The following is a 580-nucleotide window of genomic DNA, read 5'->3' as shown; positions in this document are numbered from 1 at the left end:
CTGATTTTACACCTAGCAATAAATTAGCAGCCGTTATTGGTGTCGTTGGCGAAGTTGTTACGACAATGGCCATTACTGTTGCACGTGAATTTAAAACTGAAAATATCGTTTATATCGGTTCTTCATTTCATAATAACGCTTTATTACGCAAAGTTGTGGAAGATTATACTGTGTTACGCGGTTGCAAACCGTACTATGTTGAAAACGGCGCATTTTCAGGTGCTATTGGTGCATTATATTTAGAAAAATAGAAAAAGACCATTTATATGCGCGTTGTTTTAAATAAACGCTATATAAATGGCCTTTTATTTTATGGTCTAAGTGTTTTGAATACGTATTGTTCCATTTATTATCACTTAATTACTTACAACTCAATTCAATTAAAATGTAAGTTCATTAGACAATTTTTGCGCTGAAACAATTGTACCAACCACGCCAGTTTTTAAATCTATCGCAACGGCTTTATGATCATCTCTAAGTTCATCTAGCCATTCTCCGAAAACAGAACCTTCAATCGTAATTAAATCACACTCTTCAAAATCTTCATCTCGAACTTTTAACGCTCTGTTTTTAATACTCC

Annotated in this window: 1 protein-coding gene and 1 pseudogene; one reads left to right on the top strand and one right to left on the bottom strand. The window is 33.6% G+C overall.

Annotated elements, in window-relative coordinates; genetic code table 11:
* Positions 1-251: pseudogene (locus tag IDG60_RS00135) on the top strand (type II pantothenate kinase); the annotation flags it as partial.
* A 129-nt stretch (positions 252-380) separates the two neighbouring features.
* Here the strand turns inward: IDG60_RS00135 and IDG60_RS00130 are convergent.
* On the bottom strand, positions 381-580 hold a 200-nt coding region (locus IDG60_RS00130; RefSeq protein WP_206160339.1), incomplete at its 5' end, for a DUF2750 domain-containing protein.

Source organism: Staphylococcus sp. EG-SA-2 (assembly GCF_017152085.1).
Note: the sequence above shows the minus strand (reverse complement) of the source record. Positions and strands in the feature narration are given on the sequence as shown.